This is a genomic window from Azospirillum sp. P4_B5, from assembly GCF_056402275.1.
In genome coordinates, this window is sequence record NZ_JBFUHT010000013.1 from 93,941 (window position 1) to 100,700 (window position 6,760).

At 69.9% G+C, this 6,760-nt stretch carries 6 protein-coding genes; all 6 read left to right on the top strand.

The window, feature by feature from the left end:
* The first annotated feature begins 7 nt into the window (after positions 1 to 7).
* Positions 8 to 1,615, top strand: coding sequence for a carboxyl transferase domain-containing protein (locus AC1DVI_RS13195; RefSeq protein ID WP_476958349.1), 1,608 nt, complete (start codon positions 8 to 10; stop codon positions 1,613 to 1,615).
* Between the two features lie 17 nt (positions 1,616 to 1,632).
* Entirely contained in the window at positions 1,633 to 2,427 is a 795-nt protein-coding gene (locus AC1DVI_RS13200; RefSeq protein WP_476958350.1) for an enoyl-CoA hydratase/isomerase family protein, read from the top strand.
* 20 nt (positions 2,428 to 2,447) lie between these two features.
* Positions 2,448 to 4,451 carry an acetyl/propionyl/methylcrotonyl-CoA carboxylase subunit alpha gene (locus tag AC1DVI_RS13205; RefSeq protein ID WP_476958355.1) on the top strand — a complete coding sequence of 668 codons (2,004 nt, stop codon included), beginning with the start codon at positions 2,448 to 2,450 and terminating at the stop codon, positions 4,449 to 4,451.
* 2 nt (positions 4,452 to 4,453) lie between these two features.
* A complete protein-coding gene (locus tag AC1DVI_RS13210; RefSeq protein ID WP_476958351.1) occupies positions 4,454 to 5,353 on the top strand; it encodes a hydroxymethylglutaryl-CoA lyase in 900 nt (299 codons plus the stop codon).
* A 30-nt stretch (positions 5,354 to 5,383) separates the two neighbouring features.
* Positions 5,384 to 6,211, top strand: a complete 828-nt coding sequence (locus AC1DVI_RS13215; RefSeq protein WP_476958352.1) for a universal stress protein — start codon at positions 5,384 to 5,386, stop codon at positions 6,209 to 6,211.
* 49 nt (positions 6,212 to 6,260) lie between these two features.
* On the top strand, positions 6,261 to 6,760 hold a 500-nt coding region (locus tag AC1DVI_RS13220; protein WP_476958356.1), incomplete at its 3' end, for an NAD(P)/FAD-dependent oxidoreductase.

Genomic DNA, 6,760 nt, shown 5'->3' on the forward strand with positions numbered 1-6,760 from the left:
GACGGCCATGACCGTCCTGAAGAGCGCCCTGAACCCGCGCTCCGCCGAGTTCCAGACGAACGCCGACGCCATGTCCGCCCTGGTCGCCGACCTGCGCGAGAAGGTGGGCGCCATCAAGCAGGGCGGCGGCGCCAAGGCCCGCGACAAGCACCTGTCCCGCGGCAAGCTGCTGCCACGGGAGCGCATCCGCCAGCTCCTCGACGTGGGTTCGCCCTTCCTGGAGCTGTCGCAGATGGCCGCCTACAAGGTCTATGACGACGACATCCCGGCGGCGGGCATCATCACCGGCATCGGCAGCGTGGCCGGACAGGAATGCATGGTGGTCGTCAACGACGCCACCGTGAAGGGCGGCACCTACTTCCCCCTGACCGTCAAGAAGCACATGCGCGCCCAGGAAGTCGCCCAGCAGAACAACCTGCCCTGCATCTATCTGGTCGATTCGGGCGGCGCCAACCTGCCGAACCAGGACGAGGTGTTCCCCGACCGCGACCATTTCGGGCGCATCTTCTTCAACCAGGCCAACATGTCGGCGCAGGGCATCCCGCAGATCGCGGTGGTGATGGGAAGCTGCACGGCGGGCGGCGCCTATGTCCCGGCGATGTCGGACGAGGCGATCATCGTGCGCAACCAGGGCACCATCTTCCTCGGCGGCCCGCCGCTGGTGAAGGCGGCGACCGGCGAAGTGGTGTCGGCGGAGGATCTCGGTGGGGCCGACGTGCATTCCCGCACCTCCGGCGTGACCGACCATTACGCGATGAACGACGCCCACGCGCTCGCCATGGCGCGCAAGGTCGTGTCCAACCTGAACCGCAGCAAGCGCATCGACATGGACCTGCGCGAGCCGCAGGAGCCGGCCTACGACCCCCGCGAACTCTACGGCGTCATCCCCAGCGACCCGCGCAAGCCCTTCGACGTGCGCGAGGTCATCGCCCGCGTCGTCGACGGCTCGGTGCTGGACGAGTTCAAGCCGCTCTACGGCACGACGCTGGTCTGCGGCTTCGCCCACATCTTCGGCTATCCCGTCGGCATCATCGCCAACAACGGCATCCTGTTCAGCGAATCCGCCCTGAAGGGCGCGCATTTCGTCGAGCTGTGCTGCCAGCGCGGCATCCCGCTGGTCTTCCTGCAGAACATCACCGGCTTCATGGTCGGGCGGAAGTACGAGGCGGGCGGCATCGCCAAGGACGGCGCGAAGCTGGTCACCGCCGTCGCCTGCGCCAAGGTGCCGAAATTCACCGTCATCATCGGCGGCAGCTATGGTGCGGGCAACTATGGCATGTGCGGGCGCGCCTATTCCCCGCGCTTCCTCTGGATGTGGCCGAACTCGCGCATCTCCGTGATGGGCGGGGAGCAGGCGGCGGGCGTGCTCGCCCAGGTCCGGCGCGACGCCATGGAATCCCAGGGCAAAAGCTGGGCGCCGGAGGAGGAGGAGGCGTTCAAGGCCCCGATCCGCCAGCAGTACGAAGACCAGGGCCATCCCTACTACGCCTCCGCCCGGCTGTGGGACGACGGCATCATCGACCCTGCGGACACCCGCATGGTGCTCGGCCTCGGCCTGTCGGCGTCGCTGAACGCCCCGGTCGAGAAGACGACCTTCGGCGTGTTCCGGATGTGAGCGGGGGGACGACGAGCATGAGCGACATTCTGATCGACATCGCCGGCAGCGGCTCCCTGGGAGGCGTGGCGACCGTTACGATGAACCGGGCGGACGTTCACAACGCCTTCAACGAGCGGGTCATCGCCGATCTGACCGACGCCTTCCTGAGCCTGGGATCGAACCCGGACGTCCGCGCCATCCTGCTGCGCGGCGCGGGCAAGAGCTTCTCCGCCGGCGCCGACCTCGGCTGGATGAAGAAGATGGCGGGCTACAGCCATGGCGAGAACGTCCAGGACGCCATGGGCCTCGCCACCATGCTGCGCACGCTGGACGAATGCCCGAAGCCGAGCATCGCCGTGGTGCAGGGTCCGGCCTTCGGCGGCGGGGTGGGGCTGGTCGCCGCCTGCGACATCGCCATATCCGCCGAGACCGCCAGCTTCGCCCTGACCGAGGTGCGGCTGGGCCTGATCCCCGCGGTCATCAGCCCCTATGTGGTGGCCGCGATGGGCGAGCGTGCCTGCCGCCGCTACTTCCTGACGGCGGAGCGCTTCTCCGCCGCCGAGGCGCTGCGGCTCGGCCTGCTGCACCAGACCGTTCCGGCGGCGGAGCTGGACGCCGCGGTCGAGGTCATGGTGCGCAACCTGCTGCAATGCGGCCCGGCTTCCCAGACCGCTGCGAAGGAACTGATCCGCGCCGTGGCGCGCCGCCCGCTGGACGACGCGCTGCTCCGCGACACGGCGGAGCGCATCGCCCGCCAGCGCGCGAGCGACGAGGGGAGGGAGGGCGTCGGCGCCTTCCTGGAGAAACGCGAACCCGCGTGGCGGAGCTGAGGCCCATGGTTGAGACCGACATGTTCGACAAGATTCTAATCGCGAACCGTGGCGAGATCGCCTGCCGCGTCATCCGCACCGCCCGCCGCATGGGCATCCGCACCGTCGCCGTCCATTCGGAGGCCGACGCCCGCGCCATGCATGTGGAGATGGCCGACGAGGCCGTCTGCATCGGCCCGCCGCCGGTCGGCGAGAGCTACCTGCGCGGCGACGCGATCCTTGAGGTCGCAAAGCGCACCGGCGCCCAGGCCATCCATCCCGGCTACGGCTTCCTGTCGGAGAACGCCGGCTTCGCGGCGGCCTGCGCCGAGGCCGGCGTGGTCTTCATCGGTCCGCCGATCGAGGCCATCCGCGTCATGGGCTCCAAGGCGGAATCCAAGCGCGTGATGTCCCAGGCCGACGTGCCGCTGGTCCCCGGCTTCCACGGCGAGGCCCAGGACCTGGAGACGCTGAGCGCCGAGGCCGAGCGCATCGGCTACCCGGTGCTGGTCAAGGCCTCGGCGGGCGGCGGCGGCAAGGGCATGCGCGTGGTCCGCGCCGCCGGCGAGTTCGCCGACGCGGTGGCCGGCGCCAAGCGCGAGGCCCTGGGCGCCTTCGGCGACGACAGCGTGCTTCTGGAAAAGTATCTGGGCCGCCCGCGCCATGTGGAGATCCAGGTCTTCTGCGACACCCACGGCAACGGCGTCTATCTGTTCGAGCGCGACTGCTCGATCCAGCGCCGCCATCAGAAGGTGATCGAGGAGGCCCCGGCCCCGGCGCTGCCCGACGACCTGCGCCGCCGCATGGGCGAGGCCGCGGTGGCCGCCGCCAAGGCGGTGAACTATGTCGGCGCCGGCACGGTGGAATTCCTCTACGAGGACGGCGGCTTCTACTTCATCGAGATGAACACCCGCCTCCAGGTGGAGCATCCGGTGACCGAGAAGATCACCGGCCAGGACCTCGTGGAGTGGCAGCTGCGCGTCGCCGCTGGCGGCACCCTGCCGTTGATGCAGGACCAGCTCACCCGCCGCGGCCACGCCTTCGAGGCGCGCCTCTACGCGGAGGACCCGCAGCGCGAGTTCCTGCCGGCCATCGGCAAGCTGGTCCGTCTGCGCCCGCCCGCCGAGAACGACCATGTCCGCGTCGACACCGGCGTCCGCGAGGGCGACGAGGTCACCATGTTCTATGACCCGATGATCGCCAAGCTGATCGTCTGGGACGAGGACCGCGACGCCGCACTCCGCCGTCTGCGCGTGGCGCTCGCCGCCTACGAGGTGGTCGGGGTGACCACCAACGTCGCCTTCCTCGGCGCCATCGCCGGGCACCCGGCCTTCCGCGCGGTGGAGATCGACACCGGCTTCATCGAGCGGCACCGCGCCGACCTGCTGCCCCCCCCGGCTCCGGTGCCGGACCGCGGGCTGGCCATCGCGGCGCTCAGCGTGCTGCTCCGCCGAAACGCGGATGCCCGCAAGGCCCGCCGCGCCGCGTCGGACCCCTGGTCGCCCTGGCTGTCGGCCAGCGGCTGGCGCCTCAACGATGACAACCACCACGACCTGAGCCTGCTCGACGGCGACACGCCGCGCGCCCTGACCCTGCATTTCCGCCCCGAAGGCTACGAGATCGAGGTGGAGGGCCGCCCGGCCATCCGGGCGGAACGGGTGACGCTGGACGGCGAGACGCTGACCGCCACCATCGACGCGGTGCGCACCCGCGCCACGGTGGTCTGCCAGGGTCTGGACCTGACCATCCTCTCGGACGGATCGGTGTGGCGCCTGCATCTGGACGACCCGACCGCCCGCGCCGCGGAGCAGGAGGGCGGCTCCGGCCGCCTGACCGCTCCGATGCCGGGCACCGTCGTCCGCGTGCTGGTCGAGCCCGGCCAGACGGTGGAGGCCGGCGCGCCGCTGATGCTGCTGGAAGCGATGAAGATGGAGCACACCATCAAGGCCCCCGCCGCCGGCACGGTCAGCGCCGTCAACTTCGCGGCGGGCGATCAGGTGTCCGAAGGCGTGGACCTGCTGGTCCTCGACGTGGCGGAGGGATGAGCATGCGCCTGCCCAAGAGCGTCCGCATGGTGGAGGTCGGCCCGCGCGACGGTCTCCAGAACGAGAAGCAGATCGTCCCGACGGTGGTGAAGATCGGTCTGGTCGACCGGCTGACCGACGCCGGGCTGACCGCCATCGAGGCCGGCAGCTTCGTGTCGCCCAAATGGGTGCCGCAGATGGCGGACACGCCGGACGTCTTCGCCGGCATCCGGCGCAAGGAGGGGGTGCGCTACGCAGCACTCACCCCGAACGCCAAGGGGCTGGAGGGCGCGCTCGCCGCCCGCGCCGACGAGGTGGCGGTTTTCGCCGCCGCGTCGGAGAGCTTCAGCCAGAAGAACATCAACTGCTCCATCGCCGAAAGCCTCGACCGCTTCGTCCCGGTGTTGGATCGGGCGAAGGCGCAGGGGCTGCCGGTGCGCGGCTACGTCTCCTGCGTGCTCGGCTGCCCCTACGAGGGGGAGATCGCCCCGGCGGCGGTGGCCGAGGTTGCCGGCCGGCTGCTCGACATGGGCTGCTACGAGGTCTCGCTCGGCGACACCATCGGCACCGGCACGCCGGCCAAGGCCCAGGCGATGATATCCGCGGTGGCGGAGCGCGTGCCGATGGAGCGCTTGGCGGTGCATTTCCACGACACCTACGGCCAGGCGCTCGCCAACATTCTGGCGACGCTGGAGATGGGCGTGGCGGTGGTGGACAGCTCCGTGGCCGGACTGGGCGGCTGTCCCTACGCCAAGGGGGCGTCGGGCAACGTGGCGAGCGAGGACGTGCTCTACATGCTGAACGGGCTGGGCGTCGAAACGGGGGTGGATCTGGACCGGCTGGTGGTGGCTGGCGCTTATATCAGCGATGCCATCGGCCGTCCGACCGCCTCCAAGGTCGCCCGCGCGCGGGGATGTGCGTAAAACACGGGGAAGAGGGAAGGGAAGGGCGCCATGAGCTTCACGAACCTGCTGGTGCATGTGGACGACAGCGACCGCTGCGGGGAGCGGCTGACCGTCGCCCTGACCCTGGCGCAGAAGCATGGCGCCGCGCTGACCGGCCTGTTCGCGCAGAGCGACAGCTCCGGCGCCGGCATCGTCACGCGCAAGGCCGGCCCGGTACTGATCCAGGCGGCGCAGCGCGCGCGTGACCTGTTCGAGGAGAAGGCCCGCGAGGCCGGCGTGACGACCCGCTGGTGGCAGCTCAGCCATGGCGAGTATGGCCATGTCATCGCCGAGACGGTGATCTGCTCGCGCTACGCGGACCTCGTCATCTTCGGCCAGCACGACCCGGAGGACAGCCGCGTCCCGGCGGACCTGATCGAGGAGGTGGTGCTGAACGCCGGGCGCCCGATCCTGGTCGTGCCGCACACTGGCAGCTATCCGCAGCTCGCCGACCGCCCGGTGATCGCCTGGAACGGCAGCCGCGAGGCCGCCCGCGCCGTCAACGACGCGCTGCCGCTGCTGAAGCAGGCGAGTTCCGTGCTCTTGCTCGCCTTCCACACCCAGCCGCGGGCAGAGGGGGGCGGCAACGTCCCGCAGGTCGACATATTGGAGCATCTGGCGAGCCATGGCGTGACGGCCACGCAGGAACGCATGACCATCGCCAGCATGACCCCCATGGACGCCGTGCTGTCGCGCGCCTCGGACCATGGCGCCGATCTTCTGGTGATGGGCGGTTTCGGCGGCTATGGCGGTTCGCTGTTCCCGCTGTTCGGGCGGGGCAGCAACACCCGCCAGATCCTGCGCCAGATGACCCTTCCCGTTCTGTTGTCGCACTGACCGACGTTGTTCGCACGAAACAAGGAAAGAAGAAGAAATGGCTGACGAGATGGCTCGCGATCCGCGCGAGGTGATGGAGTACGACGTCCTTGTCGTCGGAGCCGGCCCGTCGGGCTTGAGCGCGGCCATCCGCCTGAAACAGCTCGCCAACGAGGCGGGGCAGGAACTGTCGGTCTGCGTCGTCGAGAAGGGTTCGGAGGTCGGCGCCCACCTGCTCTCCGGCGCGGTGTTCGAGCCGCACGCGCTCGACGAGCTGATCCCCGACTGGAAGGAGAAGGGCGCGCCGCTCACCACCCCGGCCCGCGAGGACCATTTCCTCTTCCTCACCGAGACCAAGGCCTACAAGTCGCCCTTCGCCCCGCCGCAGATGCACAATCACGGCAACTGGATCATCAGCCTCGGCAACCTCGCCCGCTGGATGGCCGGGCAGGCCGAGGAGCTGGGTGTGGAGATCTACCCCGGCTTCGCCGCGGCGGAGGTGCTCTACGACGACAGCGGTGCGGTCAAGGGGGTCGCCACCGGCGACATGGGCATCGGCAAGGACGGCGA

Coding starts and splice junctions, on each gene's coding strand:
- AC1DVI_RS13195 (WP_476958349.1), top strand. CDS start 8: ATGACCGTCCTGAAGAGCGCCCTGAACCCGCGCTCCGCCGAGTTCCAG.
- AC1DVI_RS13200 (WP_476958350.1), top strand. CDS start 1,633: ATGAGCGACATTCTGATCGACATCGCCGGCAGCGGCTCCCTGGGAGGC.
- AC1DVI_RS13205 (WP_476958355.1), top strand. CDS start 2,448: ATGTTCGACAAGATTCTAATCGCGAACCGTGGCGAGATCGCCTGCCGC.
- AC1DVI_RS13210 (WP_476958351.1), top strand. CDS start 4,454: ATGCGCCTGCCCAAGAGCGTCCGCATGGTGGAGGTCGGCCCGCGCGAC.
- AC1DVI_RS13215 (WP_476958352.1), top strand. CDS start 5,384: ATGAGCTTCACGAACCTGCTGGTGCATGTGGACGACAGCGACCGCTGC.